This window comes from Streptomyces sp. NPDC001137 (assembly GCF_040298885.1).
Classification (GTDB): Bacteria; Actinomycetota; Actinomycetes; order Streptomycetales; family Streptomycetaceae; genus Streptomyces.
In genome coordinates this window covers 212,053-238,824 of record NZ_JBEPBA010000005.1, presented here as the reverse complement: position 1 = coordinate 238,824, position 26,772 = coordinate 212,053, and the positions used below count along the sequence as shown (strand labels likewise).

The following is a 26,772-nucleotide window of genomic DNA, read 5'->3' as shown; positions in this document are numbered from 1 at the left end:
TTCCTTGATCGTTGACACGGGGATGCTCGGGGGAGCGGAAGGCGGTGCGCGGGTGGGGTCGGGAGGGCTGGAGTTGCCCCCTGGTGACGAGGGTCACGAGGGGAACTCCACAGATGTCCCGCCCGGCACGGTGTCCCTGGCCCGGCCGATGGCGACGAACTCCATCGGGCCGGAGCTGGACTGGGATGCCGACGCCTGGCGCGAGGTGCGTACGCGCGCCCAGCGAGCCGGCCGGGCCTACATCTGGCTGAACCTCGTCGAACAGCGGCTGCGCGCGGTCGTGGCCGCTGTTCTGCGGCCCATCTACGAACCCGTCCACGGCGACGACTGGGTGGTCGCCGCGGCCGGGCCGGCCGGCCAGGAATGGGTGCAGCGCGCGGTCGCCGTGCGCGAGGTCAGCCGCCGCAAGGGCTATCTCCTCGACCCGGCCGACGACAACGTGCTCAGCTTCCTCACCCTGCCTCAGCTGCGCGAGCTGATGGTGCAGCACTGGCCTTGCTTCGAGCCGTACGTCGACGACCGCCGTGACGTCGAACTCGCCCTGGACGAGCTCGAGGTCACCCGCAACGTGGTCTCCCGCAACCGGGCCCTGTCCGAGGCCGTCCTGAACCAGGCGGAGCGGGCCTCGGCGAAGCTGCTGGACATCCTCGGCGCGGCCGGGGACGTGCCGTCGGCCCGCCGGCTGCCCGTGGACGCGGTGGAGGAACTCGTCGGCGACCGGTACGCGGACGTGGTCGCGGTGCACCCCGACCGGGTGCGGCTGCTGCGCCAGTTCCCGGCCGAGGACATCTTCGGCGGCGCCCGCCGCCTCGACGCCGTCGGCATCGGCCTCAACCTGCTCGTGCAGAACTTCTCCGGACGCCGGCTGGTGCGCCTGGCCGAGGCGGGCTGCCGGGTCCGGCTGCTGTTCCTCAACCCCGCCTCCAGCGCCGTCAAACGACGCGAGCGGGAACTCGGCATGAAGCGCGGCGAGTTGAGCCGAGCGGTCGAGATGAACATCCTGCACATGCGCCGCGTCCGCTCCAGGCTGCGCGACCCGGCCGCCTTCGAGATCCAGGTCTACGACGAGACCCCGCGCTTCACGGCCTACCTCGTCGACGGCGACGGCTCGGACGGCGTGGCGGTGGTGCAGTCCTATCTGCGGCGCTCGCGCGGCATGGAGGCCCCGGTGCTGGTGCTGCGCAACGGCAGCCGGGTGGTGAAGCCGGACGACATGGACAAGGGAGTGGAGAGCGGGCTCTTCCCGACATACCGCGAGGAGTTCGAAACGTCCTGGGCTGATTCGCGACCTGTGTCCTGAACTGTCGCCGCGGCCAAGCGGAATGCGGTCCTCGGATTGTCAGTGGCCCATGGGAAGGTGGAGACCACTGGGGGAAAGCACCACCAAGAAGGGGGGCCACGCATGGGCTGGCACCGGGAGCTGCTGATCGGCTTCGACCTGGAGACGACCGGGACCGATCCGCGCGAGGCGCGCATCGTCACGGGGGCCGTGATCGAGGTCAGGGGCGGACAGCCCATGGGGCACCGGGAATGGCTGGCGGATCCGGGCGTGGAGATCCCGGCGGACGCCGTGGCGGTGCACGGGATCAGCAACGAACGCGCGGCGACTGAGGGCCGCCCGGCCGACGAGGTGGCGAACGCCATCGCGGACGTCCTGGCGACGTACTGGAAGACGGGTGTCCCGGTCGTCGCCTACAACGCGGCCTTCGACCTGAGCCTGCTCTCCGCGGAACTGCGCAGATACGGACTGCCGTCCCTGCGCGACCGACTGGGCGGCATCGATCCCGCTCCGGTCATCGACCCGTACACCATCGACCGCTGGGTCGACCGCTACCGCCGCGGCAAGCGCAACCTCGAAGCGGTCTGCACGGAATACGGCGTCACCCTGGACGCCGCCCACAACGCCTCCGCCGACGCCCTCGCCGCAGCCGGCCTGGCCTGCGCCATAGCCACCCGCCACCCCAAGATCGCAGCCCTGGGCCCGGCGGAACTCCACCTCCGCCAGATCGAGTGGTACGCGGAGTGGGCGGCGGACTTCCAGAACTTCCTGCGCCGCAAGGGGGACACGACCGCGGTGGTCGACGGCACATGGCCCCTGCGGGAGCCGGCGCCCCACAGGGGCGCGAGGAACGGCGCGACCAGCCACACGGAACCCGCGGTCGCCGGACAACAACAAGCCCCGGATCAATAGGCGCTCAGAACGAATACCACCGCACTGACTCGTCCCCGTCACGCAGTGACGCCACCCGGCGTTTGAATTCATCCAACGCCTTGGGGTTGCTCGGCGCATGTTGCGCAACCCATGCGCAGCTGGCCGTCTCACGGGCACCCCGCAGCACCGAGCACCCCTCCCACTCCCGCACATCCCACCCGTAGGCCTCGGTGAACTCCTCATAAGCCGCCGCAGGCAACCCGTAGCGGTCACGGGACAGCGCCATGACCACCAGGTCGTGCTCACGCAGATCCGCGGAGAAGGTCTCCAGATCGACCAGAACGGGCCCGTCCGGCCCGACATGCACATTGCGGGGCAGCGCATCGCCGTGGATGGGTCCCGGCGGCAGATGCGGAGCAAGTGCCGCGGCCGCCGCGGCGAACCCGTCGCGCCGCTCGCGCAGATACGCCGCGTCGGCGGCGTCGATCGCATCGCCCGCGAGCCGCAGCCAGCGTTCCACACCGCCCAGCAGCTCGCGGGGCGGCAGTTCGAAAGCATCGGAAGGGGGAGTGGGCAGTGCGTGGACGACCCGTAGCAGTTCGGCCAAATCCCGGGGCTCGGCCGGCCGTACGGCATCCGGGATCCGGTGCCACACCGTCACCGGGTGACCCTCGACCAGCAGCGGCTTGGGCTCCGCCGCCCGCACCGCGGGCACCCCCGCCTCGGCGAGCCACAGCGCGATGTCCAGCTCGCGGCGCGCCCGGTCCAGGAGTTCGGCGTCACGGCCCACCTTGACGACCAGGTCGCCGGAGGCGAACACCGCGTTCTCGCCCAGGGCGAGCAGCCGTGCGTCCCGCGCCGGGCCGGGCAGTACCCGCGCCGCGGCCAGTACCTCGCGCGCCCGTGACTCGTCCATCGCCTTCCTCCCACGTCCGCGTATGCATCGGTGAACGGCGTCGAGTTTGCGCCACCCACCGGCCCAGTCTCGCATTCGCACAGGTCGGACCGTGTGCGTACGGCCTTGACGGCGCATACCCCCTTCACGACCATGACTCAGGCCCGCCGGGTCCGAACGTCACGAGCCGCGCAAAGGAGCCGATCACGTGACACTGGTGACCGCGACGAGGCGGTCGGCGCAGGGCGCGCCGCGCACCGCCGGGGACCGCCGGCTCCCCGACCGCGGGGCCTGGTTCCTGGTGCTGCCCGCGCTGATCCCGATCCTGGTGCTGAGCGTCGGACCCCTGCTCTACGGCATCCTGCTGGCCTTCACCGACGCCCAGTCCGGCCGCACCCGGTCCACCGAGTGGATCGGTGGTCTCAATTTCCAGGACCTGCTGCACGACACGCTGTTCTGGGAGTCGTTCCGCATCGGGCTGGTCTGGGCGGTCGGTGTGACCGTGCCGCAGTTCCTGCTCGCGCTCGGCCTCGCCCTGCTGCTCAACCAGGATCTGCGGCTGAGGTGGCTCGCCAGGGCCCTCGCGATCGTCCCGTGGGCCATGCCCGAGGTCGTGGTGGGCATCATGTGGCGGCTGGTCTACAACCCGGACGCGGGTGTCCTCAACGAGACCCTGCACGACCTCGGCCTCGGCGACGGGCGGGACTGGCTCAGCGGTCTCGGCTCCGCGCTGCCCGCGGTGATCGTCGTCGGCATCTGGGCGGGCATGCCGCAGACCACGGTCGCGCTGCTGGCCGGACTGCAGAACACCCCGCGTGAACTGCACGAGGCGGCGGCGGTCGACGGTGCGGGCGCCTGGCGGCGCTTCCGCACGGTCACCTGGCCCGCCCTCAGACCGGTCGCCCTCGCCATCACCGCCCTCAACCTGATCTGGAACTTCAATTCCTTCGCCCTGGTCTATGTGCTGACCAACGGCGGGCCCGGCGGCCGCACCCGGCTGCCCATGCTGTTCGCCTACGAAGAGGCCTTCCGCTACGGGCAGTTCGGGTACGCGGCGGCCATGGGATGCGTCATGGTCGCGCTGATCTCGGTGCTCCTCGCCGTCTTCCTGGCCGGCCGGCTCAGGGGAGGGGACGACACATGAGGACCAGGACCGGCACCCGCGTCGGCCAGTACGCCGCCCTGCTCGCGTATCTCCTCTTTCTCGCCCTCCCCTTCCTCTGGCTGCTCTCCACCGCCTTCAAGTCGCCGCGGGAGCTGGGGAGCCTGCACCCCACCTGGATCCCCCGGCACCCCACCCTGGGCAACTTCCGGCAGGCCTTCGACGAGCAGCCACTGCTGCACGCCGCGCTCAACTCCCTGCTCGCGGCGGCGGGGGCGGCGGTGATCGCCGTACTGATCGCGACCCCGCTGGCGTATGTCATGGCCCGGCGCCGCACCCCGCTGACCCGGGCGGCCACCGGATGGGTGGTCGTCAGCCAGGCGTTCCCGCTGGTCCTGGTGATCATCCCGCTGTTCCTCGTGCTGAAGAGCCTGCACCTGATCAACTCTCTGGCGGGACTGACATTGGTGTACGTCGTGTGGGCGCTGCCGTTCGCGCTGTGGATGCTGGCCGGGTATGTCCGGGCCGTACCTGCGGAGGTCGAGGAGGCGGCGGCGGTCGACGGGGCCGGGCGGGTACGCACGCTGGTGTCGGTGGTGGCGCCGCTGCTCGCGCCCGGGATCGCGGCGACGGGACTGTTCGCGTTCGTCACCGCGTGGAACGAGTTCTTCTTCGCACTGGTCCTGCTGAAGACACCGGACAGACAGACCCTGCCGGTGGTGCTCAGCCATTTCATCGGCGCGGAGGGCGTGGCGGATCTGGGCCCGCTGGCGGCGTCCGCGTTCCTCGCGACCCTTCCCTCCCTGGTCGTCTTCGCGGTCATCCAGCGGCGGATCACGGGCGGCATGCTCACCGGGGCGGTGAAGAACTGATGCGCGGTACCACCGGATCCACGGGCCACGCGGGAGGGGTACTGGCCCTCGTCCTCGCGCTGCTGCTGGCCGCCTGTACGGGCGGTGGGAGCGGAGATACGGCGAGCGGACGGATCACGCTCCGCTTCCAGTCCCTGGCCTGGCAGCAGGAGTCCGTCGAGGCCAACAAGGAGCTGGTGAAGGAGTGGAACGCGAGCCATCCGGACGTCAAGGTCGAGTATGTGCAGGGAAGTTGGGACAGCGTCCATGACCAGCTGCTCACCTCCTTCGAGGGCGGTGAGGCGCCCGACATCATCCACGACGCCTCGGACGACCTCGCGGACTTCGCCTACGGCGGCTACCTCGCGGATCTGACCGACCTGCTGCCCCCGCGCCTGAAATCGGACATCCCGCAACGGAGCTGGCGGTCGGCGACCTTCGGCGACGGCGTCTACGGCGTGCCCTTCCTCCAGGAGCCGCGCGTCCTCATCGCCGACGCGGGCCTGCTGAAGAAGTCGGGCGTACGGATACCGACACCCGAACGGCCGTGGAGCTGGGCGGAGTTCCGGCAGGTGACGAGGCGGCTGAGCGGCAACGGCAAGTACGGCGTGGCCTGGCCGCTCAAGGAGCCCGTGTCCGCCACCCTCAACCTGTCCCTGTCGACGGGCGGTCGGCTCTTCCACCGGGGCCCGGACGGCAAGGTCACGGTCCGCTTCGAGCCGGCCGACCAGGTGGTGCCGCGCACGATTCACGACCAGGCGAACACCGACCGCAGCGCCTCGCCCACCACCCTGGGCAGCGGCGGCTCGGACACCCTGCCCGGCTTCTTCGGCGGCAAGTACGCGATGGTGCCGCTCGGCTTCTCCTACCGCCAGCAGATCGTGCAGCAGGCACCGAAGGGCTTCGACTGGCAGGTGCTGCCCGCGCCGGCCGGCGCCGACGGCCTCACCCAGGGTGTCAGCCCGCAGACCCTGTCCATCGCCGCGGACAGCCCGCACAAGAAGGAGGCCGCCGAGTTCGTCGACTACCTGCTCCGGCCGAAGAACATGGTGCGGCTGGCGCTGGGGGACTGGATGCTGCCGACGGGCACCCAGGCGCTCAAGGACCCCGCCCTGCACACGGCCAAGGACGGCTGGGCGACCGGCACCGCCCTGGCCGCCCACCTCCGCTCGGCGCCCGCCCAGTCCGTCCGCGGCTACCCCGAGTGGAAGGACAAGGTGGCGACGCCCGCGTTCCAGGAGTACTACAGCGGAGCCATCGGCCTCGGTGAACTGCGCAGACGGCTGGAGAAGGACGGCAACCTGGTGCTCGCCCGCTACCAGCGCTGAGAGCGGGCAGCGGACGGCCGCCACGGAAAACCCTTGCCGGACGGCGCGCCCCGCGCTGCCGCGAACCGCGCGCTTACGAGATCGACCGGCGGCTCGTCCCCGTGCTGCGCACCCGGTTCTCCGGCACGGCTCAGGTGCGGGTGATCGGCGGGGACTTCCAAATGATTGGACGAGACGTATCGTCTCGTTTACCGTCGAGGACATGCCTACCCAGACCCCCACACCCCGTCCCGCCCACATCGCGATGTTCTCCGTCGCCGCCCACGGCCATGTGAACCCCAGCCTGGAGGTGATCCGCGAGCTGGTCGCCCGCGGGCATCGCGTCACGTATGCGATCCCGCCGGCGCTGGCGGAGAAGGTCGCCGAGACCGGCGCCGAACCGAAGCTGTGGAAGTCCACGCTGCCGGGGCCCGACGCGGACCCGGCGGCATGGGGGAGTGAACTGCTGGACCACGTCGAGCTGTTCCTCGCAGACGCGATCCAGGCGCTGCCGCAGCTGACCGAGGCGTACGACGGGGACGCGCCGGATCTCGTGCTGCACGACATCACGGCGTATCCGGGCCGCGTCCTCGCCCACCGCTGGGGCGTCCCCGCGATCTCGCTCTCGCCGAACCTCGTCGCCTGGGAGGGATACGAGGAGGAGGTCGCCGGGCCCCTGTGGGCGGAGCCCAAGCGGACCGAGCGCGGCCGGGCGTACTACGCGCGCTTCCGGGCCTGGCTGGAGGAGAACGGAATCACCCAGCACCCGGACGACTTCGCGGGCCGTCCCGACCGCTCACTCGTCCTGATCCCCAAGGCGCTTCAGCCCCACGCCGACCGGGTGGACGAGAGCGTGTACACCTTCGTCGGCGCCTGCCAGGGCGAGCGCACCACGGAGGGCGACTGGCAGCGGCCGGCCGGCGCGGAGAAGGTGGCGCTGGTGTCGCTGGGCTCGACCTTCACCGACCGGCCCGGCTTCTACCGGGAGTGCGTGGAGGCGTTCGGCGGCCTGCCCGGCTGGCACCTCGTCCTGCAGATCGGCAAGCGTGTGGACCCCGAGGCGCTTGGGACCGTACCGGCGAACGTGGAAGTACGTTCCTGGGTCCCGCAGTTGGCGGTCCTCCGGCAGGCCGACCTGTTCGTCACGCACGCCGGGGCGGGCGGCAGCCAGGAGGGTCTGGCCACCGCCACACCGATGATCGCCGTACCGCAGGCCGTCGACCAGTTCTGCAACGCGGACATGCTCCAGGCCCTGGGCGTCGCCCGCCACGTCCCCACGGACGAGGCCACCGCCGAGACCCTGCGCAGGACGGCCCTCGCTCTCGTCGAGGACCCCGAGGTCGCCCGCCGCCTGAAGGAGATCCAGGCCGACATGGCGAAGGAAGGGGGGACCCGGCGGGCGGCCGACCTGATCGAGGCCGAACTGCCCGTAGGGGCCGGGTAGTTGTGGGCATGACGAGGGCCCGCCGGCTCCCCTGTGGCCGACGGGCCCTCGGTCGGTGAGGGCTCAACCCCTGTGAGGGTTCAACCCCTGTGGGGGCTCAGCCCCTTCAGACGCCCAGTCGCTCACCCTCGTCGCGCCGCACCGAGTGCGTGATGACCCCGGCCGACTCGTCGTGCGTCAGATCGGGCATCCGGTCCAGCCACTTCGGCAGGTACCAGTTGCGCTCGCCCAGCAGCGCCATCACCGCCGGCAGCAGCACACCCCGGATGATCGTCGCGTCGATGAGCACCGCGGCCGCGAGGCCGACACCCATCTGCTTCATGGACTGCATGGACAGCGTCCCGAAGATCGCGAACACGGCGACCATGATGACCGCGGCGCTGGTGACGACACCTGCCGTGGTGACCACGCCGTGCTGGATCGCGTCCCTCGTCGTGCGCCCCCGCATCCGCGCCTCGCGGATCCGCGAGACCACGAACACGTGGTAGTCCATCGACAGACCGAACAGGATCACGAACAGGAACAGCGGCAGCCAGGTGATGATCGCGCCGACGCCCTCCGCGCCCACCAGGGAGGCGCCCCAGCCGTGCTGGAAGACGGCGACGAGGATGCCGTAGGCGGCGCCCACGGAGAGGAGGTTGAGCACGATCGAGGTGATCGCGACCGTCAGCGAGCGGAACGACAGCAGCATCAGCGCGAAGGCGAAGACCACGACGAACGCGAAGACCGGGACGACGGCGCCGCCGAGCTGGTCGTTGAAGTCCTTCGAACCGGCCACCTGCCCGGTGATCGGCGCCTGCACGCCGTCCAGCTTGCCGAGCGTGGCGGGCCGTACCTCGTCCCGCAGCTTCTCCAGGCTGGCGCCCGCCTTGTCCAGGTCGGAGCCGCCGACCAGCGGGACGTACACGTAGGCGATGTTCTGCGCGTCGTGCAGGGTGATCTGGACCGGGCCGCGCGAGGCGCCCGAACTGATCGCCCGCGCCTTGAAGTCGGCGAGCGCGGACTTCACCTCGGGGGCGTTGATGTCCTTGGCCTTGACGACGACCTCGGCCGGCTCGGAGCCGCCCGGGAAGGCGTCGTTGACCCGGTTGTACGTCTGCACGATCGGTAGCGAGTCGCCGAACTCCTGGTCCAGCGTGAGGTTCTGCGTCTTCATGCCGAGTGCCGGAGCCGCGACGGCCAGCAGCGCACCGGCCGCGACGAGCACGGAGACCAGCGGCCTCGCGAGCACACCGCGCAGGACCGCGGTCCAGAACCGGCTCTCCCCGCCCGTGCGGGCGGCCCGGCGCTCCATCGCCTTGCGCAGGAAGGGAATCCTGCCCTTCTCGACCCGCTCGCCCAGCAGCGAGAGCAGCGCCGGCAGCACCGTCACCGACCCGACCATGGCGACCGCCACGACCATCAGCGAGGCCAGACCCATCCCCTGGAACGTGACGAGCCCGGTGAACAGCATGCCCGCCATCGCCACGCACACGGTGATGCCGGACACGACGATCGCCCGGCCGCTGGTGGCGGCGGCGATCCGCAGGGCAGTCTGCGCGTCCCGTCCGGCGGCGCGCTCCTCGCGCTCACGGCGCAGATAGAACAGGCAGTAGTCGACACCGACCGCCAGACCGACCAGCAGCATCACGGAGTTGGCGGTGTCGCTCATCGGCATCACATGGCTGACGACGCCCATCAGACCCATCGTCGCCATGATCGCGGTGATCGCGAGCGCCACCGGCAGCAGCGCGGCCACCAGCGCGCCGAAGGCGATGAGCAGAATGCCGAGCGCCACCGGCACCGCGGACAGCTCGGCCTTCTTGAAGTCGTCGCCGAACGCGTCCTTGAACGTCTTGTTCATGCTGGCGCCGCCGATCTCCTCGATCCGCAGCGTCTCGTGGTCCTTCTGCACCCCCGCGACGGCCTTCAGAACCGGCTCCACGCGCTCGTACGCGGTCTCGGCGTCGCCGCGCATGTCGAACTGCACCAGCGCGCTGCGCCCGTCCTTGGAGATCGTGTGCGTGACGTACGGCGACTTCACATCCGTGACCTTGCCGGTCCCGTCGACCGCCTTCACGACCGCGTCCACGGCCGCCTTGAACTCGGCGTCGGTCGCCTTGACGTTCCCGGCCTTCGCCTGGATCAGAACCGTCTCACTGGCCGGTTCCTCGATCCCCGCATCCTCGATGATCTTGGCGGCGGTGTGTGTCTCGCCCTTGAGCTGTTCGCTCTCCTTGACGTCGACCCGGCCGGCGGCCGAACCGAGCCCCATCGCCAGGACGACGAACAGCACCCAGATGCCGACGGCAGCCCATCGGTGCCGGGCGCTCCAGCCACCGGCCCGGGCGGCTATGCCCCGCACCCGCGAATCTCCGTTCCCCATGACGGGCTTGCCCCCTCGTCTGCGGTGACAGCCCCCTGCCGTCACCTTCCGCTTCGAAGGTATGGGCGCGATAAGCAGGTCTCGTCGTGCTGCCCGGTGAAGTGCGGTGGGCGCGGGTCCTCCCCTCGGACCCCGGCGTATCACCGCTGGGGAGGATTTCGGCCCCTTACATCTATCGGGACTTCTCGGGGATGAAGATCGGGGTGTCCGGTCCGTCGGCATCGCTCCTCTTTGTTATTGCGAAACCTTGTTGAACAAGTCACAGCTGCGTGTATCGGTTGATCCGCAGCCCCGGGTTCGGACAGAGTTTCGGGCAGTCCGCCCGAGCGGACGCGGCGGCCGTCGTGCCCACCCCCACGGGGCACGACGGCCGCTTTATGGTGTGCGCCATGACGACGACGTATGCGGCGCTGCTGCGCGGGATCAACGTGGGCGGCAAGAAGAAGCTCCCGATGGCCGAACTGCGGCAGCTGATGGACGGCCTCGGCTACGAGCGCGTACGCACCCATCTGCAGAGCGGCCAGGCCGTCTTCGCGTCCGGTCACGGTGACGAGGAGTCCCTGGCCGCCGAACTCGCGCAGGCCATCCAGAAGCACTTCGGCTTCGCCGTCGACGTGATCGTGCGCGACCACGCCTACCTCAGGGCCGTCGCCGAGGCCTGCCCGTTCCCGGCCGCCGAACTGGAGCCCAAGCAGCTCCACGTCACCTACTTCTCCGCCCCGGTGGACGCCGAACGGTTCGCGGAGATCGACCGGGAGGCCTACCTCCCGGAGGAGTTCCGCCTCGGCGACCGCGCTCTGTACCTGTACGCGCCGGACGGCCTCGGCCGCTCCCGGCTCGCCGTCCACCTCGCCAAACCCCGTATCAACAAAGGCCTGATCGCCACGAGCCGCAACTGGAACACCGTCTTGAAGCTGGTGGAGCTCACGGGGGAGTGACCCCGCCAAGCCCGGCTCTTCATGGCACGTACACACGACTGTGCGAGGCTCCTTGCATGCGTTACATCATCATCGGAGCGGGAGCCGTCGGCGGTTCGGTCGGCGGGCGGCTCGCGGGTGCGGGGCACGAGGTGGTTCTGGTCGCGCGGGGTGCGCACCACGCGGCACTACGGGAAGACGGGCTGCGGCTGAAGGTGCCTGACGGCGAGTACACCCACCGGCTGCCGACCGTCGAAGGGCCGGACGAGCTGGGCGAGTTGAGGGCCGACGACGTGCTCGTCCTCGCCGTGAAGACGCAGGACACCGTGGGCGCGCTGCGGGCCTGGGGCCCGGCGCCGGTCGCCGGCGGCGGCACCGCGGCCGAGCGGCTGCCGTTGTTCTGCGCGCAGAACGGAGTCGAGGGCCCGCGGCTCGCCCTGCGGGTCTTCCGGCGGGTGTACGGCGTCTGCGTCTGGCTGCCCTCGACGTTCGTCGAACCGGGCGTCGTCTCCGCCGCAGGCGCCCCGCTCACCGGCATCCTGCATCTGGGCCGCTTTCCCCACGGCACCGACGAGACGGTACGGCTGGTCGGTGCCGACCTGGAGAAGACGGGGTACTTCGAGGCACCGGTCGTGCCGGACGTGGCGCGCTGGCAGTACGCCAAGCTCCTCGCCAACCTGGGCAACGCGCTGGAGGCGGTCGCCGGGCCGATCGCCGGTGACGAGGCCGTGGCGCTGTACGCGCGCGTGCGCGCCGAGGGCGAGGCCGTGCTCGACGCCGCCGGGATCGCGTACGCGAGCGCCGAGGAGCAGAAGGCGGTTCGCGGCCACAAGGTCGATCTGGTCCCCCTCGACGGCGCCCCGCGCGGCGGCGGCTCCTCCTGGCAGTCCCTCACCCGCGGCACCGGCACCATCGAGGCCGACCACCTCAACGGCGAGATCGCCCTGCTGGGCCGTCTGCACGGCGTACCGACCCCGCTCAACGAGCTTCTCCAGCACCTCGCCAACACCTTCGCGCGCGAGCGCCGGACCCCCGGATCCCTGCCGGTCGCAGAGCTCGTCCGCCTTGCCGACGAGGCTGTCGCGTTTGTTCAAGAGCCCGGAGCGGCCTCCTCCTAACGTGGGGCGCATGACGTACGACGACGACCCCAAGCACCTGCACACGTACATGACCGAGTGTGCCGCCGAGGCGGCGCGTGTGGCGCGCGGCGTCCCGGCGGACCGGCTCGGCAACCCCACCCACTGCCCCGACTGGGACGTCCGCGCCCTGGTCAACCACTGGGTGCTCTACACCTCCCACGGCCTGGAGCACCGCGCCCTGCGCGAACAGCTCCCCGAGGAGCTGACCGCCCGCGACTTCACCGCCGACCCCGAGTGGCCCGCGGCCTACGCCGCCCAGCTGGACCGCGCCGTCGCGGCCTGGGCCGACCCCGCGGTGTGGGAGGGCGAGGTCGACCTGGGCATGGCGAAGATGCCCGCCGCCGAGATCGCCTCGATGGTCATCAAGGAGATGGCGGTGCACGGCTGGGACGTCGCCACCGCCACCGGCCAGCACTTCCACGTCTCGGACGAGGCGGCCCGCCTCGTCCTCGGCGTGGTCGAGAAGCACGGCGACCTCTACCGGCAGTACGACGGCTTCGCCGACCCGGTGCCGGTGCCGGAGGACGCCCCGGTGTTCGACCGGGCGCTCGCCGCCAGTGGCCGGGACCCCCAATTGGGCCACTGAAAGGGCATTGGATTGGGCCGGGACACTGCACCACTCGGCCACTACCGTCGACCCCATGACGATCACCTCGCCGACCCGGGTCGACTTCTGGTTCGACCCCGCCTGCCCCTTCGCCTGGATCACCTCCCGCTGGCTCCTGGAGGTCGAGCGCGAACGCCCGCTCGACCTCCGGTTCCATGCGATGAGCCTCTACCTGCACAACCTCGGCAACGAACTCCCGGACTGGTACCGGGAGCTGGTCGACAAGTCGATCGGCCCGGTACGGGTCGCGGTGGCCGCAGCCGAGCGGCACGGCGAGAAGGTCCTGCGCGACCTGTACACGGCGTTCGGCACCCGGATCCACGAGCGCAAGGCCGAGGACTTCGACGAGGTGATCACCGACTCCCTCGCCGAACTCGGCCTCCCCGCGGATCTCGCCACCGCCGCGCACGACCCGGCGTACGACGAGGCCGTACGCCGCAGCCACGACACGGGCACCGAGCCGGAATCGGGCGGCTATGTGGGCACGCCCACCATCCATGTCGACGGAACGGTGTGGTTCGGCCCCGTACTGAGGGCGATCCCGCGCGGCGCCCGGGCGGCCGAACTCTTCGACAGCTTCCGGGTGCTGGCGACCGCCCCGGACTTCTTCGAACTGAAGCGCACCCGCACGGGCGGGCTGTCCTTCGACTAGTCCCGGATGGACGAGGGGCGTTCCGCGCTCACCGTCGCGCCGTGCGGTGTGGTGCGGATGGAGACAGACCACGAGGTCGCCCACGTGATTCCCATTCAGTGGCGGGTGCCGCCTGGGAAAATCAAGCGCTCACCGCCGCCAGGACCGGTGTTGCAGCGCTGTCGTAGCGTTCCAGCAGAACACGCGCCACTTCCGGCGCGGGGCCGAGCACCTCGGCGAGTACGTCCGCCTGCGCCGCGCCCCGCGCGATGCGGTCCGGCAGGAAACCGGGGGCCAGGACGTACGGGGCGACCGCGACGCGCTCGCAGCCCAGTGCCCTCAGTTCCCGCACCGCGTCCTCGGTACGGGGCAGGGATGCGGAGGCGAACGCAGGCCGCACGGCGCACCAACCGGTGTGCCGCCACTCCCGCGCGATTTCTGCGATCACTGCGATCGCCTCCGGGTCGGTGGACCCCGCCGAGGCCAGTACGACCCCGGTCGAGGACTTGTCGCCGGGCGTCAATCCGGCCTCGTACAAACGGCGTTCGAGGGCGGACAGGAGCAGCGGCGAGGGGCCGAGAACCTCCGCCTGGCGGATGCGCAGCCGCCGCGGCGCGTCCCGCAGGACGGCGGGGATGTCCGCCTTCGCGTGGAAGGCGCGGGTCAGCAGAAGGGGAAGGGCCACGACGTCACGGACGCCCTCCGCCGCCAACGACTCCAGCACCGCGTGCACCGACGGGATGTTGAAGTCCAGGAAGCCCGTCTCCACCCGTACGTCCGGGCGCAGCGAGCGCACCCGGCGGACAAGGGCGTGCACCGTCGCGGCGTGCCGCGGATCGCGGCTGCCGTGGGCGATGACGAGGAGAACGGGCTTCGTGTGCATGGGACTTCAGCTCTTCACCAGCAGACCGCGGCTGCGCAGGACCCGTCGCTCCAGCGGGCTGAAGATCAGCAGGTCGATGGCGATGCCGACGAACAGGATCAGGATGATGGCCTCGAAGACCATGGCCATGGAGCTGTTGGTGCGGCCGTTCTCCAGCAGCGCGCCCAGGCCGACGCCCAGGTCGGGGGAGACGGCGATGATCTCCGCCGCCATCAGCGAGCGCCAGGAGAAGGCCCAGCCCTGCTTCAGACCGGCCAGGTAGCCCGGCAGGGCCGCCGGCAGCACGATGTGCCGGGCCCCGTTCAGCCCGGTCGCGCCCATCGTGCGGCCCGCCCGCAGGAACAGCGGAGGCACCTGGTCGATGCCGGAGACCAGGCCGTTGGCGATGGAGGGGACCGCGCCGAGCAGGATCACCGCGTACATCGCCGAGTTCGACAGACCCAGCCAGATCACGGCCGCCGGCACCCAGGCCACCGAGGGCAGGGACTGCAGGCCGGACAGGATCGGGCCGATCGCCGCACGGATGAACTTCACGCGCGCCACGATCAGGCCGAGCGGCGTGCCGATCACCAGGGCGAACAGGAAGCCGAGCAGACCGCGTGAGACGCTCGTCCAGATGTAGCCGAGGAGATCGCCCTTGAGCCAGGCGTCCTTGAACTCCGCCCCCACGTCGGCCGGCGAGGGCAGCTTGGTCGGATCGTCGACGATCTTCAGCGAGATCAGTCCCTGCCAGACGACCAGGATCACCGCTATCGCGACGATCGGCGGCAGGATCTTGTCGACGAAGGTCTTCCGGAAGGGCGTACGGCCGGTGGCCGAGGTCTCCAGGGCGTCGAGGCCGGCCTCCAGGCCGCCGAGGCCGGTCGAGTCCTTGGCCGCCGCCGTCTCGGTGGTCTCAGTGCTGGCCATGACGACGGATCTCCCCACGCAGTTCTTCGGTGATCTCAAGGGACAGTTCGGCCACGGGGGCGTCCTCGATCCGGCGCGGCTGCGGGATCTCCACCGTCCACTCGCGCGCCACCCGGCCGGGCCGGGACGAGAGCAGGACGACGCGCTGCGCAAGCCGCACCGCCTCGCGCACGTTGTGCGTGACGAACAGGACCGACAGCGCCTTCTCCTGCCAGATCCGGGTCAGCTCGTCGTGCAGCACGTCGCGCGTGATCGCGTCCAGTGCCGCGAACGGCTCGTCCATCAGCAGGAGCCGGCTCTCCTGGGCCAGGGCGCGCGCCAGCGCGACGCGCTGGCGCATACCGCCGGAGAGCTCGTGCACCCGCTTGCCGTACGCGCCCTTGAGCCGGACGAGTTCGAGCAGTTCCTCGGCGCGGTCGCGCCGGTCGTTCTTCGCAACCCCCCCGAGCTTCAGGGCGAGTTCGATGTTCTTGCCCGCGGTCAGCCACGGGAAGAGGGCGTGCTCCTGGAACATCAGGGCAGGACGCCCCTCGGTCGTGATACTGCCCGCCGTCGGGTCGTCGAGACCCGCGACCAGGTTGAGCAGCGTGGACTTGCCACAGCCCGAGGCCCCCAGGAGGGTGACGAACTCGCCCGGTGCGACATCCAGGGTGATGTCGTCCAGGACGAGCTGCTGCCCGGCAGGTCCGGCGAAGGACTTCGAGACGTGCTCGATACGCGCGGCGTACTCCACCGACTCGGCGCGGTCGGCCTTGGCGATCGCGGTGGCCATGATCGTCACCTCCTGGGAACTCTCGGGATCCGGGACTACTGGGCGCCGAGACCGGCGTCGTCGACCGTGCTCTCGCCGTCGGCCTTGAGGACCTTGTTGAGGGCCGTGAGGTCGTAGATGCCCTTCAGCAGCGGGTCCTCCAGCAGACCGGCCTTGACCGCGTGCTGCGCCTCGGTGTTGAGGGTGGAGGCCAGCGGGTCATTGGTGAACTGGATGGACTTCCACGCCGGGTCCAGGACGTTCGCCGGGAGCGCCTTGCCGGAGTCCGCCTCCAGCTGCTTGTTCGCCGCCGCCTTCGCCTCGTCGGGGTTGGCGTTGATCCACTTGTTGGACTCGACCGAGGCCTTCAGCACGGCCTCGACGGCCTTCGGGTGGGCCTTGAGGAACTTCTGCGACACGATGATGTTCGTGATCACGAACTTCTTGTCCGGCCACAGCGACGACTCGTCGAGCAGCACCTTCGCGCCCTCGGCGACCAGCTTGGACGCGGTCGGCTCCGGCACCCAGGCGCCGTCGATGGAACCGGCCTTGTAGGCGTCCGGGGTGATCTTGTTGTCGGTGCGGATGACCGAGACGTCACCCTTGCCGCTCTGCGCGTCGACCTTCCAGCCCTGGTCCGCGACCCAGTTGAGGAACGCCACGTCCTGGGTGTTGCCGAGCTGCGGGGTGGCGATCTTCTTGCCCTTGACGTCCTTCAGGGACTTGATCTTCTTCGGGTTGACGACCAGCTTCACGCCGCCGGACGCCGAACCGCCGATGATGCGCAGGTTGGTGCCCTTGGACTTGGTGTAGCCGTTGATCGCCGGGGACGGGCCGATCCAGCCGATGTCGATCGCGCCGGAGTTGAGGGCCTCGATCTCGGACGGGCCGGCGTTGAAGATCTGGTAGTCGGCCTTGGTGGCGCCGAGTTCCTTCTGGAAGAGGCCCTGCTCACGGCCGACCAGCGCGGTCGCGTGGGTCAGGTTGCCGAAGTAGCCGATCTTGACGGAGGAGAGGCCGTCGATCTTCTTGGAGCCCGCGGCGACCTTCTCGTTCGAGTTGGTGTCCTTGGAGTCCGACCCGTAGCCGCAAGCGGCGAGCGTGAGGAGCGGAAGTGCGGCTACCACGGCTATGCCGCGGCGAAGGAACGTTGAGCGGTTGACAGGCACGGGAGGTGTTCCTCTCGGAGGCCCGGCGGTCACGGTCTTTCAGGTCGTGGCCGGGAGGTCGGCAGGTCTTCGTCGCTTCCGGGACGTCGGGTGGGGGGACGGGGCGCGCAGGCAGTGCGCGTACGTCAACGCACACATCGCGCCACTCCGCCCTGCCCGCTGCCCAGAGCGCCGCTGCCGACGCGGCCGCCCTCCTTCGCGAACGTGGAGTAGTAGTCGAGGGAGTTCATGTCAGAAGTCCCAACCGTCGTCGTCGGACTCGTCCTTGACCGGCTCCGGGGACGCGAACGACTCGCCGACCATGCCCGCGGTGAGCGTGGTGCCGTCGTTCGGGTCGATCAGGATGAACGAGCCGGTGCGGCGCGAGTCGGCGTAGGAGTCCACCGGCAGCGGTTCCGCGGTGCGGATCTTCACACGGCCGATGTCGTTGGCGACGAGCTGTCCCGGGTGCGGGTGCAGGGACAGGTCGTCGAGCGTGAGACGGGACGGGATGTCCTTGACGATGGCCTTGACCGTGCGGGTGCCGTGCTTGAGCAGCACCCGGTGGTTGATGGTCAGTGCCTGGTCGGCGACGTGGCAGACGGTCGCCTCGATGTCCTGCGTGGTCGCCGGGGCGTCCTTGCTGGGCACGATCAGGTCGCCGCGCGAGATGTCGATGTCGTCCTCCAGGAGGACCGTCACCGACTGGGTGGTCCAGGCGACGTCGACCGGCTCACCGAGCAGGTCGATGCCGGAGATGCGGGAGGCACGGCCCGAGGGGAGCACGGTGACGGCCTCGCCGACGTGGAAGGAACCCGCGGCGATCTGACCCGCGTAGCCCCGGTAGTCCGGGTGCTCGGCGGTCTGCGGGCGGATCACGTACTGCACGGGAAGGCGCGCGTGGCAGTGGCTCAGGTCGTGTGTGACCGGCACCGTCTCCAGGTGTTCGAGCACCGTCGGGCCGCCGTACCAGTCCATGTTGGCGGACGGCTCCACCACGTTGTCACCGGCGAGCGCCGAGATCGGGATCGCGGTGACCTCGGGGACGCCCAGCTCGGTCGCGTACGCCGTGAACTCCTCGGCGATCGCGGCGAAGACCGGCTCCTTGTAGTCGACCAGGTCCATCTTGTTGACGGCGAGGACGACGTGCGGGACGCGCAGGAGCGCGGCGATCGCGGCGTGGCGGCGGGTCTGCTCGACGACGCCGTTGCGGGCGTCGACCAGGATCACCGTCAGCTCGGCGGTGGAGGCACCCGTCACCATGTTGCGGGTGTACTGCACATGGCCGGGCGTGTCGGCGAGGATGAACCGCCGCCGGGGCGTGGCGAAGTAGCGGTAGGCCACGTCGATCGTGATGCCCTGCTCGCGCTCGGCCCGCAGACCGTCCGTCAGCAGCGCGAGGTCGGGGGCCTCCTGGCCGCGGCTCGCGGAGGCGCGCTCGACGGCCTCCAGCTGGTCGACGAGCACCGACTTGGAGTCGTGCAGCAGCCGGCCGACGAGCGTGGACTTGCCGTCGTCGACCGAACCGGCGGTCGCGAACCGCAGAAGGGTCGTCTCGGAGATTTCCGTGGTCGTGCTCATGCCTAGAAGTACCCCTCGCGCTTACGGTCTTCCATCGCGGCCTCGGACATCTTGTCGTCGGCGCGGGTGGCGCCGCGCTCGGTGAGCCGGGAGGCGGCGATCTCCGTGATGACCTGCTCCAGCGTCACGGCGTCCGAGTCGACGGCGCCCGTGCAGGACATGTCGCCGACGGTCCGGTACCGGACGAGCCGCTTCTCGACGGTCTCGCCGTCCTTGGGACCGCCCCACTCGCCCGCGGTCAGCCACATCCCGTTGCGCGCGAACACCTCGCGCTCGTGCGCGAAGTAGATCTCCGGCAGCTCGATGCCCTCGCGGGCGATGTACTGCCACACGTCCAGCTCGGTCCAGTTGGACAGCGGGAAGACGCGCACGTGCTCGCCGGGCGCGTGGCGGCCGTTGTACAGGTTCCACAGCTCGGGGCGCTGGCGGCGCGGGTCCCACTGCGAGAACTCGTCCCGCAGGGAGAACACCCGCTCCTTGGCGCGCGCCTTCTCCTCATCACGCCGGCCGCCGCCGAAGACCGCGTCGAACTTCTCCGCCTGGATCTTCTCCGTCAGCGGCAGCGTCTGCAGCGGGTTGCGGGTGCCGTCCGGGCGCTCCTTGAGCACCCCCCGGTCGATGTAGTCCTGCACCGACGCGACGTGCAGCCGCAGCCCGTGCTTGGCCACCGTCCGGTCGCGGTACTCCAGGACCTCGGGGAAGTTGTGCCCGGTGTCCACGTGCAGCAGCGAGAAGGGCACCGCGGCCGGCGCGAAGGCCTTCAGCGCCAGGTGCAGCATGACGATGGAGTCCTTGCCGCCGGAGAACAGGATCACCGGCCGCTCGAACTCGCCCGCCACCTCGCGGAAGATGTGCACCGCCTCGGACTCGAGTGCGTCCAGGTGCGAGAGGGCGTACGGGGAGGCCGTGCCCTCCTCGACCGCAGCGACGGTCGTCGTCATGCCAGTCCCCTTTCGGTGAGCAGCGCGTGGACCGCGGCCGCGGACTCCTGGACGGTCTGGTGCTGCGACTCGATGCGCAGATCGGGCGTCTCGGGCTCCTCGTAGGGGTCGTCCACCCCGGTGAGCCCGGACAGCTCGCCCGCCGCCTGCTTGGCGTACAGACCCTTCACATCACGTACGGAGCACACCTCGACCGGGGTCGCCACATGCACCTCGATGTACGGCGCCCCGCCCTCCTGGTGGCGCTTGCGCACCGCCTCGCGGCTGTCCGCGTAGGGCGCGATCACCGGGACGAGCGCCTTGACGCCGTTGCGGGCGAGCAGTTCGGCGAGGAAGCCGATGCGCTGCACGTTGGTGTGCCGGTCCTCGCGGCTGAAGCCGAGGCCCGCCGAGATGAACTCGCGGATCTCGTCGCCGTCGAGCACCTCGACGAGGTGGCCCTCCTCGCGCAGCCGGCCGGCCAGCTCGTACGCGATGGTGGTCTTGCCGGCACTCGGCAGACCCGTGAGCCAGACGGTGGCTCCGGTCGTCACGTTCGTCTCCTGAATGTCTGTCGTCGTCATCCGTGCAGCCCGCACTCGGTCTTGGCGCTGCCGGCCCAGCGGCCGGCGCGCGCGTCCTCGCCCTCCAGGACGCGGCGGGTGCAGGGGGCGCAGCCGACGGACGCGTAGCCGTCCATCAGCAGCGGGTTGGTCAGTACGCCGTGTTCGGCGACGTAGGCGTCCACGTCGTCCTGCGTCCAGCGGGCGATCGGGGAGATCTTGACCTTCCGGCGCTTCTCGTCCCAGCCGACGACCGGGGTGTTCGCCCGGGTCGGGGACTCGTCGCGGCGCAGACCGGTCGCCCAGGCCACATAGTTCTTCAGGCCCTGCTCCAGCGGCTGGACCTTGCGCAGCTTGCAGCACAGGTCGGGGTCGCGGTCGTGCAGCTTCGGGCCGTACTCCGCGTCCTGCTCGGCGACGGTCTGACGCGGGGTCAGCGTGATGACGTTGACGTCCATCACGGCCTCGACCGCGTCGCGGGTGCCGATGGTCTCCGGGAAGTGGTAGCCCGTGTCGAGGAACACCACGTCCACGCCGGGCATGGCGCGGGAGGCGAGGTGGGCGACCACCGCGTCCTCCATCGACGAGGTCACGCAGAAACGCTTGCCGAAGGTCTCGGCCGCCCACTGGAGGATCTCCAGCGCGGAGGCGTCCTCCAGATCACGGCCGGCCTGCTCGGCGAGCGCCTTGAGGTCCTCGGTCGCCTTCTCTTCCTGAACGGCGGTCATTTCGTGTCTCCCCCTGCTTCGGATTGCTGAAGGCCCCGGGCGAGCAGCCCGAGGAACTTCAGCTGAAAAGCCCGGTTGCACGCAGCGCATTCCCACGCGCCGTGGCCCTGCTCGGACGGACGCAGGTCCTCGTCGCCGCAGTAGGGGCAGTAGAAGGGGGCGGCCCGCTCGCTCACGAGAGGGCCTCCTCGGACGCGCGGGAGGCCCAGGCGGCGAACCGCTCGCCGTCCTCACGCTCGGCCTGGAACCGCTTGAGGACACGCTCGACGTAGTCGGGCAGCTCCTCGGACGTGACCTTCAGGCCGCGGACCTTGCGGCCGAACCCGGCCTCCAGGCCCAGCGCACCGCCGAGGTGCACCTGGTAGCCCTCGACCTGCTCGCCCTGGTCGTTGAGGACGAGCTGGCCCTTGAGACCGATGTCCGCCACCTGGATACGGGCGCAGGCGTTCGGGCAGCCGTTGATGTTGATGGTGATGGGCTCGTCGAACTCCGGGATGCGGCGCTCCAGTTCGTCGATCAGGGACGAACCGCGCTGCTTGGTCTCGACGATGGCCAGCTTGCAGTACTCGATGCCGGTGCAGGCCATGGTGCCGCGCCGGAAGGGGGACGGCTTGGCCGTCAGGTCCAGCGCCTCCAGGGCCTCGACCAGCGGCTCGACCTGAGCCTCCTCGACGTCGAGGACGATCATCTTCTGCTCGACGGTCGTCCGCACCCGGCCCGAGCCGTGGGCCTCGGCGACCTCGGCGATCTTCGTGAGGGTGGCGCCGTCGACGCGGCCGACGCGCGGGGCGAAGCCGACGTAGAACCGGCCGTCCTTCTGCCGGTGCACACCGACGTGGTCGCGCCAGCGGCCGGAGGGCTCGGTGGGTGCCGGACCGTCGACCAGCTTGCGCTTGAGGTAGTCGTCCTCCAGGACCTGGCGGAACTTCTCCGGGCCCCAGTCGGCGACCAGGAACTTCAGACGGGCGCGGGTGCGCAGCCGCCGGTAGCCCCAGTCGCGGAAGATGCCGACCACACCGGCCCACACCTCCGGGACCTCCTCCAGCGGCACCCAGGCGCCGAGCCGGACGCCCAGCTTCGGGTTGGTGGAGAGGCCGCCGCCGACCCACAGGTCGAAGCCGGGGCCGTGCTCGGGGTGCTTGACGCCGACGAACGCGATGTCGTTGATCTCGTGGACCACGTCGAGCAGCGGGGAGCCGGAGATCGCCGTCTTGAACTTGCGGGGCAGGTTGGAGAACTCCTTGCTGCCGATGTAACGCTCGTGGATCTCGTCGATGGCCCGGGTGCCGTCGATGATCTCGTCCTCGGCGATACCGGCGACGGGTGAGCCGATGATCACGCGCGGGGTGTCACCGCAGGCCTCGGTCGTGGACAGCCCGACGGCCTCCAGGCGGTTCCAGATCTCCGGCACGTCCTCGATGCGGATCCAGTGCAGCTGGATGTTCTGCCGGTCGGTGATGTCCGCGCTGCCCCGCGCGAACTCCTGAGAGATCTCGCCGATCACACGCAGCTGCTGGGTGGTGAGGCGGCCGCCGTCGATGCGCACCCGCAGCATGAAGTACTTGTCGTCCAGCTCCTCCGGCTCCAGGATCGCGGTCTTGCCGCCGTCGATCCCGGGCTTGCGCTGGGTGTACAGGCCCCACCAGCGCATGCGTCCGCGCAGGTCGTTCGGGTCGATCGAGTCGAAGCCGCGCTTGGAGTAGATCGTCTCAATGCGTGTCCGCACATTGAGACCGTCGTCGTCCTTCTTGAACTGCTCGTTGCCGTTCAGCGGGGTGTGGTGCCCCGCGGCCCACTGGCCCTCACCGCGGTGACGGCTCACCTTGCGGCGGGGAGTCGCGGCGGCAGGCTTCTGCGGGGTGGCGGCCATGGTTGTTACGTCCTTCGGGACAGGCGGGAAAGCGGCTCTGACCTGCGCGTTCGGGCGCATGGGCATACGTGCGCGTCTTTGCGCAGGTGGAGAGGGAATGTCAGGAGATGTCGGGCGTCGCTGGAGCTGTCAGCTCGCCGGACAGATGGCGCTGGACATGCGGCCGAGGTCGACGTGCCGCCGACTCACCAAGGCAATTCCAGTTCCAGACATGACGGAAGCGTGTCATGGCAATCTGGACACAGTCCAGCTTCGTCCAAGATGCGGACACCCTTGTCTCGAAATGCGGGACAAGGGTGTCGTCGATCACATCGACTGCCGCCGGTCTTGTCGGCGCAGGTCAGGCGCGGTATGCCCCGGGCCACGGGCCCGGCGCCGCCACCTCGGCCTGCTCCTCGACCTTGGTGTCGAAGAGCTTGAAGCCCCGGCGCAGATAGTTGTCCATGGCGTGCTCCCCGTCCAGGCTGCACGTATGCAGCCAGACCCGCTTCGTCTGCGCCAGTCCGGGCCAGCGGTCCGCGAGGTCCCAGGCGCGGGCGGCGCCGTACGACAGCAGGTGCCCGCCGATCCGCCGCCCCCGGAAGGCCGGCACCAGACCGAAGTAGACGATCTCCACGACCCCGTCGTCCTGCGGGTCCAGTTCGACGTATCCCGCCGGCGTTCCCCGGTCGTATGCAACCCATGTCTCCACACCCGGCCGGTCCAGGTGCTCCTGCCACCGCGCGTACGTCCAGCCCAGCCGGTCGATCCAGCGGATGTCGCCGCCGACGGACGCATACAGGAACCGGCTGAACTCGGGCGAGGGCACCTCGGAACGAACGACCCGCACGTCCCCTTCCGGCGCGGCGGCCGGGAGGAGGTCGGTCGGTGCGGTCTGCTCCAGGGACCAGGTGGTCACGGGAATGTTGGTCATGGCGGCCAGGGAATCATCTGTACGGCAACTGTGTCGATCGGCGTCCAGGAGAAGCGCCCCAGAGGGGCGCGGGGAACTGCGCGACCAGCCACGATGTCGCCGCAGATGAACGACGGCCCCACTGCGGAGCGGCTACCCCAGAGCCCTCTCGACCGAGCTCAGCGGCAACGCATACAACATCCGCCCGCCCTGCGACCACACCTCACCGGTCTCCTCCCAATAAGAGAGGGACCCGGAGGGTCCAAACCAGCAGCGGTTCGTCCCGTCCGAGCCGCACCGCGTGGCCTTCGCGTCGTGCGTGTTCTGCCGCCACAGGGTGCCATGGCCGTCCGCGGTGTCCGCCGCGCGGGCCAGGTACCACTGTGACCCGTACGACAGGACCCCGCCGACACCGGCCGTCTTCGTCTCGTACGCCTCGGTCGCGGTCGCGCGTCCCGCCGGGTCGGTGGCCAGCAGGCCCGCGCGGGCCGGGTCGCTGCTGAACTCATAGCGCCACAGCCGGGTGTGCCGGCCGCTGTCCGCGGGGACCCACTCGCTCGCCACGAGGCTGTCGGGGGCGGTACTGCGGTCGAGCGAGATCGCCGCCGGGCGGGCCGCGCTGCCACCGGTGAGCCGGTACGAGCCGATGGCCGGCAGGACGTACCGTGCGCCGTACGCCGCCCAGCCGCCGCGCACCCTGCCGACCGCGCCGCTGTCGACGGTGGCCCGCTGGATGCGGTGCATGTCGTACACGTACAGGCCGTCGGCGGCGGTCACCAGGAGCTTGCCCTGGTACCAGACCATGCCGGAGACGGGGGAGGTGAGCCCGCGGTAGTCGCGGCCGCCGTCGACGGGGACGGCGAGGGTCGCCCAGGCGTAGGTGAGGCGGTCGGGGTCGCTCGCGTCGACGAAGGCGACCCGGGCGAGGCCCGGCTTCGCCGACCTGCCCGCCTGGTGGGTCCAGCCGGAGAGGATCACGCGGTGCTCGCCCCAGTGGCCGTCGTCGTCCGCGTCCCCGGAGGTGGTGACCGCCCCGGCCCGCCAGCCGCGGGTGTCGGCGGCGTCCCAGCAGTACGCGCGGGTGGCAGCGGGCGCCACGGGCAGCGCCGTGCGCTCGCCGGTCGTACAGTCGGCGGCGCCGAGCAGGGAGTGGTCGGCGTCGTCGAGGACGGTGCTCACGCCGACGGGCCTGCCCATGGCGGCGGCGAGCCGGTCGAGGGTGCTGCGCGGAACCAGCCGCTCCTGGAGCCGCAGCCTGGTCGTCCGCTCGGAAGCGGCGAGTGCCTTCAGGGCCCCGGGCCGGTCACCGACCGTGGCCTGCGAGGCGCTGATCATGGTGGCGGCGGCGGTGAGTGCGAGGGCGGTTCCGGCGAGGAAGGCGCGCAGGGCGCGGCCCCGCTTCTGCCTGCGGTGTCGGCCACGTTGCTTCATACGTCCTCCCGAGGCGGGCCAACTGCGGCCATTGGTCCGTGTGTTGACCAAAGGAGCAGGTGGGGTGGCCCGTAGAGGGATGCTACGGCAGTCCGGGGCGGTAGGGCACGAAGACCGTGCAAATATGCGGAAGATACGGCCGTGTGGTCACTGAGGGGTATGTGTCGGACACGCTCAGGGCAAGTCGGCCGGCTGCCGTGCGTTGATCACGGTCGGTGCCGTCGACTGCGGCAGCAGATCGCGCGGGTCGGCCGGCAGGAGCAGCTCCACCTCCGCGTCCTCCGCGAAGCGGTAGGGCCGGTGCTCCAGCAACCCGCCGAGATAGCGCCGTACTCGGGACATCTCGGCGCGCACCGTCACCGTACGCGCCGGGTCGCGGAAGACCTCCTCGGCCAGGCCCGCCGCGCTGCGGCCGCCGCGGTGCAGGGCGAGCAGATACAGCAACTCGGCGTGCCGGGGGCTGAGTTCATGGCTCCAGGAGCCGGCGGACCCGGACACCGTGACCGACCAGCGGCGCGACTGCGTCAGGTCCAGCACGATCCGAGTGGCGCCGCGCGGCACCGGCTCGTCCGTGGCCCGGACCAGCCAGCCCTCTGCCAGCGGCTCCACCATGCACAGCCCGAGCGGCGGCAGCCACCGGCGGCCCGCCGTCAGCGACTTGGGCAGGGCGATCCGGCTGGTGTACGGCATCCCGGTCACCGCCGCGGTCCAGCCGTCCCGGTCCACCGCCAGGGCCCGGCCGCCCACCCGGGCCAGCACCGGCGCGGCCACCGCGCGCAGCCGCTCCAGCGAGGTCAGATGCAGCTCGCGCAGCCGGGCCTCGGCCAGCTTGGCCACCGAGTCCACCCAGGCGAGCGTGGCCGGGTGCATCGTCTCCAGCGGTCCGCTGACGTCCACGACACCGATCAGCCGGCCGTCGCGCGGGTCCGTGATGGGCGCGCCGGTACAGGTCCAGGAGGTCTGCGAGCGCACGAAGTGCTCGGAGGCGAAGACCTGTACGGGCCGGCGCACCACCGCCGGGGTGCCGACGCCGTTCGTCCCGACGACGTCCTCCCGCCAGTCGGCGCCCAGTTCGAAGCCGAGCCCGTCCGCCTTGCGCAGGACGGCCGGGCTGCCCTCGCGCCACAGCACCCGGCCGTCCGCGTCGGCGACCACCATGATGTGGTGGGCGACGTCCGCGACCGACAGCAGCCCTTCCCGCAGCACCGGCAGGACGTGCCGCAGCGTCGTGCTCTCCCGGCGCCGCCGCACCTCGTCGGAGGGCAGCAGCCCGGAACGATGGTCGCGTTCGGGGTCGATGCCGCTGCGCAGCATGCGCCCCCAGGACTGCTCGATCACCGGGCGCGGCGCGACGGGGGTGCGCTGCCCGGACAGCCTGGCGGCGCGGACCTCGCTGAGTACCCGCGCCGCGCGCGCCGTGTCGACCACGGCGAGCTGCGTCACGTCCGTCGGCGGGTGCACCACGGGGCCTCCCGGAAGAAGAGCTCGGGACAACCGGTTTCCCGTCGCGTTTCGGCCACGGAGCCGGAGTCGTCCGTACTGTCCGTCCATAGTGCCGTCCGTTCGCGGCGGACGGGCCCAGTCCAGCCGCAGACAGCAACAAGTTGCAACCCCTTGCAACCCTGGTGGACCGGCTCCTGCTTGATTGAATATTGAGCAACGCCGTCCCGAGCGGCGTTCGTGGCC

Annotated in this window: 26 protein-coding genes; 10 read left to right on the top strand and 16 right to left on the bottom strand. The window is 70.5% G+C overall.

All coding sequences use genetic code 11. From position 1 onward, the window contains the following. Window positions 1-22 precede the first annotated feature (22 nt). Together ABT254_RS12350 and ABT254_RS12345 are read left to right on the top strand one after the other, a co-directional pair. Window positions 23-1,300, top strand: coding sequence for a DUF5919 domain-containing protein (locus tag ABT254_RS12350; RefSeq protein ID WP_351468066.1), 1,278 nt, complete (start codon window positions 23-25; stop codon window positions 1,298-1,300). Window positions 1,301-1,402: 102 nt separating this feature from the next. After that, complete coding sequence (locus tag ABT254_RS12345; protein WP_351467486.1) at window positions 1,403-2,191, top strand: 3'-5' exonuclease; 789 nt, start codon at window positions 1,403-1,405, stop codon at window positions 2,189-2,191. A 4-nt stretch (window positions 2,192-2,195) separates the two neighbouring features. On the opposite strand, the gene ABT254_RS12340 is transcribed toward ABT254_RS12345, so the two are convergent. Then, window positions 2,196-3,068, bottom strand: a complete 873-nt coding sequence (locus ABT254_RS12340) for an aminoglycoside phosphotransferase family protein (RefSeq protein WP_351467484.1) — start codon at window positions 3,066-3,068, stop codon at window positions 2,196-2,198. Window positions 3,069-3,255: 187 nt separating this feature from the next. Here ABT254_RS12340 and ABT254_RS12335 point away from each other — a divergent pair, with 187 nt between their 5' ends. From ABT254_RS12335 to mgt, 4 genes are all read left to right on the top strand, one after another. Then, window positions 3,256-4,191 (top strand): carbohydrate ABC transporter permease, encoded by a 936-nt coding sequence (locus ABT254_RS12335; RefSeq protein ID WP_351467481.1) that lies wholly within the window; start codon window positions 3,256-3,258, stop codon window positions 4,189-4,191. After that, the gene (locus tag ABT254_RS12330) at window positions 4,188-5,021 is read left to right on the top strand and encodes a carbohydrate ABC transporter permease (protein ID WP_351467478.1); all 834 of its coding nucleotides are present in this window, start codon (window positions 4,188-4,190) and stop codon (window positions 5,019-5,021) included. Before ABT254_RS12335 ends, ABT254_RS12330 begins: the two co-directional genes overlap by 4 nt. Then, window positions 5,021-6,328: an ABC transporter substrate-binding protein gene (locus tag ABT254_RS12325; RefSeq protein ID WP_351467475.1), complete on the top strand. Its 1,308-nt coding sequence runs from the start codon at window positions 5,021-5,023 to the stop codon at window positions 6,326-6,328. The genes ABT254_RS12330 and ABT254_RS12325 overlap by 1 nt, the downstream gene beginning before the upstream one ends. Before the next feature lie 202 nt (window positions 6,329-6,530). Next, entirely contained in the window at window positions 6,531-7,751 is a 1,221-nt protein-coding gene (mgt, locus tag ABT254_RS12315; RefSeq protein WP_351467472.1) for a macrolide-inactivating glycosyltransferase, read from the top strand. 106 nt (window positions 7,752-7,857) lie between these two features. Here the strand turns inward: mgt and ABT254_RS12310 are convergent, their stop codons facing one another. Further along, window positions 7,858-10,116 carry an MMPL family transporter gene (locus ABT254_RS12310; RefSeq protein WP_351467469.1) on the bottom strand — a complete coding sequence of 753 codons (2,259 nt, stop codon included), beginning with the start codon at window positions 10,114-10,116 and terminating at the stop codon, window positions 7,858-7,860. Window positions 10,117-10,505: 389 nt separating this feature from the next. Between ABT254_RS12310 and ABT254_RS12305 the strand changes: the two genes are divergently transcribed. The 4 genes from ABT254_RS12305 to ABT254_RS12290 are packed head-to-tail and all read left to right on the top strand — an operon-like array spanning window position 10,506 to window position 13,431. After that, window positions 10,506-11,054, top strand: coding sequence for a DUF1697 domain-containing protein (locus ABT254_RS12305; protein ID WP_351467467.1), 549 nt, complete (start codon window positions 10,506-10,508; stop codon window positions 11,052-11,054). 56 nt (window positions 11,055-11,110) lie between these two features. Further along, entirely contained in the window at window positions 11,111-12,151 is a 1,041-nt protein-coding gene (locus ABT254_RS12300; RefSeq protein WP_351467464.1) for a ketopantoate reductase family protein, read from the top strand. Between the two features lie 10 nt (window positions 12,152-12,161). After that, the gene (locus ABT254_RS12295; protein WP_351467461.1) at window positions 12,162-12,758 is read left to right on the top strand and encodes a TIGR03086 family metal-binding protein; all 597 of its coding nucleotides are present in this window, start codon (window positions 12,162-12,164) and stop codon (window positions 12,756-12,758) included. A gap of 55 nt (window positions 12,759-12,813) precedes the next feature. Continuing rightward, window positions 12,814-13,431: a mycothiol-dependent nitroreductase Rv2466c family protein gene (locus tag ABT254_RS12290; RefSeq protein ID WP_351467458.1), complete on the top strand. Its 618-nt coding sequence runs from the start codon at window positions 12,814-12,816 to the stop codon at window positions 13,429-13,431. Between the two features lie 121 nt (window positions 13,432-13,552). Here the strand turns inward: ABT254_RS12290 and ABT254_RS12285 are convergent, their stop codons facing one another. From ABT254_RS12285 to ABT254_RS12220, 14 genes are all read right to left on the bottom strand, one after another. Then, window positions 13,553-14,293, bottom strand: coding sequence for a sirohydrochlorin chelatase (locus tag ABT254_RS12285; protein WP_351467455.1), 741 nt, complete (start codon window positions 14,291-14,293; stop codon window positions 13,553-13,555). A gap of 6 nt (window positions 14,294-14,299) precedes the next feature. After that, complete coding sequence (locus ABT254_RS12280) at window positions 14,300-15,202, bottom strand: ABC transporter permease (RefSeq protein WP_351467452.1); 903 nt, start codon at window positions 15,200-15,202, stop codon at window positions 14,300-14,302. Beyond that, window positions 15,189-15,974, bottom strand: coding sequence for an ABC transporter ATP-binding protein (locus ABT254_RS12275; RefSeq protein WP_351467449.1), 786 nt, complete (start codon window positions 15,972-15,974; stop codon window positions 15,189-15,191). Before ABT254_RS12275 ends, ABT254_RS12280 begins: the two co-directional genes overlap by 14 nt. 35 nt (window positions 15,975-16,009) lie before the next feature. Beyond that, a complete protein-coding gene (locus ABT254_RS12270; RefSeq protein ID WP_351467446.1) occupies window positions 16,010-17,122 on the bottom strand; it encodes an aliphatic sulfonate ABC transporter substrate-binding protein in 1,113 nt (370 codons plus the stop codon). Window positions 17,123-17,353: 231 nt separating this feature from the next. Then, window positions 17,354-18,682: a sulfate adenylyltransferase subunit 1 gene (locus tag ABT254_RS12265; protein ID WP_351467443.1), complete on the bottom strand. Its 1,329-nt coding sequence runs from the start codon at window positions 18,680-18,682 to the stop codon at window positions 17,354-17,356. A gap of 2 nt (window positions 18,683-18,684) precedes the next feature. Then, window positions 18,685-19,623 (bottom strand): sulfate adenylyltransferase subunit CysD, encoded by a 939-nt coding sequence (cysD, locus tag ABT254_RS12260; RefSeq protein ID WP_351467440.1) that lies wholly within the window; start codon window positions 19,621-19,623, stop codon window positions 18,685-18,687. After that, window positions 19,620-20,186 carry an adenylyl-sulfate kinase gene (cysC, locus tag ABT254_RS12255; RefSeq protein ID WP_344401983.1) on the bottom strand — a complete coding sequence of 189 codons (567 nt, stop codon included), beginning with the start codon at window positions 20,184-20,186 and terminating at the stop codon, window positions 19,620-19,622. Before cysC ends, cysD begins: the two co-directional genes overlap by 4 nt. Continuing rightward, the gene (locus tag ABT254_RS12250) at window positions 20,183-20,893 is read right to left on the bottom strand and encodes a phosphoadenylyl-sulfate reductase (RefSeq protein WP_344401984.1); all 711 of its coding nucleotides are present in this window, start codon (window positions 20,891-20,893) and stop codon (window positions 20,183-20,185) included. The genes cysC and ABT254_RS12250 overlap by 4 nt, the downstream gene beginning before the upstream one ends. Beyond that, a complete protein-coding gene (locus tag ABT254_RS12245) occupies window positions 20,890-21,069 on the bottom strand; it encodes a hypothetical protein (RefSeq protein ID WP_351467435.1) in 180 nt (59 codons plus the stop codon). Before ABT254_RS12245 ends, ABT254_RS12250 begins: the two co-directional genes overlap by 4 nt. Continuing rightward, entirely contained in the window at window positions 21,066-22,763 is a 1,698-nt protein-coding gene (locus tag ABT254_RS12240; RefSeq protein WP_351467432.1) for a nitrite/sulfite reductase, read from the bottom strand. Before ABT254_RS12240 ends, ABT254_RS12245 begins: the two co-directional genes overlap by 4 nt. Before the next feature lie 129 nt (window positions 22,764-22,892). Further along, window positions 22,893-22,976, bottom strand: a complete 84-nt coding sequence (locus ABT254_RS12235) for a putative leader peptide (RefSeq protein WP_309486338.1) — start codon at window positions 22,974-22,976, stop codon at window positions 22,893-22,895. 127 nt (window positions 22,977-23,103) lie between these two features. Then, window positions 23,104-23,676 carry a GNAT family N-acetyltransferase gene (locus ABT254_RS12230; protein ID WP_351467430.1) on the bottom strand — a complete coding sequence of 191 codons (573 nt, stop codon included), beginning with the start codon at window positions 23,674-23,676 and terminating at the stop codon, window positions 23,104-23,106. A gap of 132 nt (window positions 23,677-23,808) precedes the next feature. Beyond that, entirely contained in the window at window positions 23,809-25,086 is a 1,278-nt protein-coding gene (locus ABT254_RS12225; RefSeq protein WP_351467427.1) for a hypothetical protein, read from the bottom strand. Window positions 25,087-25,260: 174 nt separating this feature from the next. Next, complete coding sequence (locus tag ABT254_RS12220; RefSeq protein WP_351467424.1) at window positions 25,261-26,550, bottom strand: GAF domain-containing protein; 1,290 nt, start codon at window positions 26,548-26,550, stop codon at window positions 25,261-25,263. Window positions 26,551-26,772: the final 222 nt, after the last annotated feature.

What these genes read in the sequence shown, in the direction of transcription:
- ABT254_RS12350 (WP_351468066.1), top strand. Translation starts at nt 23, where the DNA reads ATGCTCGGGGGAGCGGAAGGCGGTGCGCGGGTGGGGTCGGGAGGGCTG.
- ABT254_RS12345 (WP_351467486.1), top strand. Translation starts at nt 1,403, where the DNA reads ATGGGCTGGCACCGGGAGCTGCTGATCGGCTTCGACCTGGAGACGACC.
- ABT254_RS12340 (WP_351467484.1), bottom strand. Translation starts at nt 3,068, where the DNA reads ATGGACGAGTCACGGGCGCGCGAGGTACTGGCCGCGGCGCGGGTACTG.
- ABT254_RS12330 (WP_351467478.1), top strand. Translation starts at nt 4,188, where the DNA reads ATGAGGACCAGGACCGGCACCCGCGTCGGCCAGTACGCCGCCCTGCTC.
- ABT254_RS12325 (WP_351467475.1), top strand. Translation starts at nt 5,021, where the DNA reads ATGCGCGGTACCACCGGATCCACGGGCCACGCGGGAGGGGTACTGGCC.
- mgt (WP_351467472.1), top strand. Translation starts at nt 6,531, where the DNA reads ATGCCTACCCAGACCCCCACACCCCGTCCCGCCCACATCGCGATGTTC.
- ABT254_RS12310 (WP_351467469.1), bottom strand. Translation starts at nt 10,116, where the DNA reads ATGGGGAACGGAGATTCGCGGGTGCGGGGCATAGCCGCCCGGGCCGGT.
- ABT254_RS12305 (WP_351467467.1), top strand. Translation starts at nt 10,506, where the DNA reads ATGACGACGACGTATGCGGCGCTGCTGCGCGGGATCAACGTGGGCGGC.
- ABT254_RS12300 (WP_351467464.1), top strand. Translation starts at nt 11,111, where the DNA reads ATGCGTTACATCATCATCGGAGCGGGAGCCGTCGGCGGTTCGGTCGGC.
- ABT254_RS12295 (WP_351467461.1), top strand. Translation starts at nt 12,162, where the DNA reads ATGACGTACGACGACGACCCCAAGCACCTGCACACGTACATGACCGAG.
- ABT254_RS12290 (WP_351467458.1), top strand. Translation starts at nt 12,814, where the DNA reads ATGACGATCACCTCGCCGACCCGGGTCGACTTCTGGTTCGACCCCGCC.
- ABT254_RS12285 (WP_351467455.1), bottom strand. Translation starts at nt 14,293, where the DNA reads ATGCACACGAAGCCCGTTCTCCTCGTCATCGCCCACGGCAGCCGCGAT.
- ABT254_RS12280 (WP_351467452.1), bottom strand. Translation starts at nt 15,202, where the DNA reads ATGGCCAGCACTGAGACCACCGAGACGGCGGCGGCCAAGGACTCGACC.
- ABT254_RS12275 (WP_351467449.1), bottom strand. Translation starts at nt 15,974, where the DNA reads ATGGCCACCGCGATCGCCAAGGCCGACCGCGCCGAGTCGGTGGAGTAC.
- ABT254_RS12265 (WP_351467443.1), bottom strand. Translation starts at nt 18,682, where the DNA reads ATGAGCACGACCACGGAAATCTCCGAGACGACCCTTCTGCGGTTCGCG.
- cysD (WP_351467440.1), bottom strand. Translation starts at nt 19,623, where the DNA reads ATGACGACGACCGTCGCTGCGGTCGAGGAGGGCACGGCCTCCCCGTAC.
- cysC (WP_344401983.1), bottom strand. Translation starts at nt 20,186, where the DNA reads ATGACGACGACAGACATTCAGGAGACGAACGTGACGACCGGAGCCACC.
- ABT254_RS12250 (WP_344401984.1), bottom strand. Translation starts at nt 20,893, where the DNA reads ATGACCGCCGTTCAGGAAGAGAAGGCGACCGAGGACCTCAAGGCGCTC.
- ABT254_RS12240 (WP_351467432.1), bottom strand. Translation starts at nt 22,763, where the DNA reads ATGGCCGCCACCCCGCAGAAGCCTGCCGCCGCGACTCCCCGCCGCAAG.
- ABT254_RS12235 (WP_309486338.1), bottom strand. Translation starts at nt 22,976, where the DNA reads ATGTCTGGAACTGGAATTGCCTTGGTGAGTCGGCGGCACGTCGACCTC.
- ABT254_RS12230 (WP_351467430.1), bottom strand. Translation starts at nt 23,676, where the DNA reads ATGACCAACATTCCCGTGACCACCTGGTCCCTGGAGCAGACCGCACCG.
- ABT254_RS12225 (WP_351467427.1), bottom strand. Translation starts at nt 25,086, where the DNA reads ATGAAGCAACGTGGCCGACACCGCAGGCAGAAGCGGGGCCGCGCCCTG.